Raw genomic sequence first — 1383 nt, 5'->3', positions numbered from 1 at the left:
AAGCTACCGAGATCCATGATGCTACGCCCTCACCGGCCGCAGGGGCGTCAACGCTCGGGCGACAAAGCGGCGGAAGAGTCCCTCGAGCGCGCCGGCGAAGAGGATGATGATGCCGCCGATCACGACCACCATGTCACGCGTGATCGCGGGCTGTTCGAACGCGAGTTCCGCGCCGCCCTGATAGAGAATGCCGAACAGGAGCGAGGCGAGAATGATGCCGGCGGGATGGGCTCGCCCCATCAACGCGACGGCGATGCCGACGAAGCCGTACCCCGATGTGAACTCGAGCAGCAGCCGGTGCTGGTATCCCATCAGCTCGTTCACCGCGAGACCGCCCGCAAGCGCCCCCGAGATGATCATGGCGATGATGGTGACGCGTGCAGGCGAGATCCCTGCATACACGGCCGCCGTCGGATTTAGTCCGACGGTTCGGATCGCGTAGCCGAGACGGGACCGATAGATCAGCAGCCAGACGGCATAGGCCGCCGCCAAGGCGAGCAAGAGCGTGAGGTTGAGCTGCGAGGGCGCAACCTCGATGCCGAACACGGCGAGAACGTCATGCATGAACGGGATCTGCGATTGCGGCGGAAACGAGCGCGTTTCCGGATTCATGTTCTGCGGCTCGCGCAGGACATTGACGAGCAGATACACGATCAGGACGCTCGCCAGCCAGTTGAACATGATCGTCGTGATGACGATATGGCTGCCGCGCTTGGCCTGCAGATAGCCGGGGATGGCGCCCCACAGCGCCCCGAAGGCGGCGGCGCCGAGAATGCCGAGTGGAATGAGAAGGAAGCCCGGCAGAAAACTCAAGTTCAAGACAACGAGCGCGGCGCCGAGCCCGCCCAGAGTCGCCTGTCCTTCAGCGCCGATGTTGAACAGCCCGGCATGGTAGGCGACCGCGACGGCGAGGCCTGTGAAGATGAAGTTCGTGGTATAGAACAGCGTGAACCCCAATCCCTCGCCGGACCCGAGACTTCCTTGAATCAGGAGCCGCGTGGCGGTGAGCGGATTCTCGCCGATGCCGACGACCACGAGACCGGCGACAAAAAAGGCTGCGACCACGGAGACGGCGGGCACGAGAACGGTATCGGCCCATYTCGGGAGATCGATGGGCGCACTCACGGCTGATGATCCGGCAAAGACATGTGACCCTTTTCATCGAGCGGGAACGACGGATTCCAAGCCACCTCCCAGAGGTGTCCGTCCGGATCCGCGAAATATCCGGAATAGCCACCCCAGAAAACATCCTGCAGCGGCTTCAGCGGTCGTGCGCCGGCCGCAAGCGCGAGGGCGAAGACTTCGTCCGCTTCCGCTTTCGAGCGCGCGTTGTAGGCGAGCGATATGGCGGAGAAACCCGTCGGTCGATCTTCGACATGGGCA

2 protein-coding genes are annotated in these 1383 nt (G+C 63.3%); both read right to left on the bottom strand.

The features are described 5' to 3' along the window. Positions 1-21: 21 nt before the first annotated feature. Positions 22-1125 carry an ABC transporter permease gene (locus AC1DT3_RS21245; RefSeq protein WP_477467171.1) on the bottom strand — a complete coding sequence of 368 codons (1104 nt, stop codon included), beginning with the start codon at positions 1123-1125 and terminating at the stop codon, positions 22-24. Then, positions 1122-1383: VOC family protein (locus AC1DT3_RS21240; protein WP_477467170.1), on the bottom strand; the 262-nt coding region annotated here is incomplete at its 5' end. The genes AC1DT3_RS21245 and AC1DT3_RS21240, both read right to left, overlap by 4 nt.

Source organism: Microvirga sp. P4_G7, from assembly GCF_056401005.1.
Note: the sequence above shows the minus strand (reverse complement) of the source record. Positions and strands in the feature narration are given on the sequence as shown.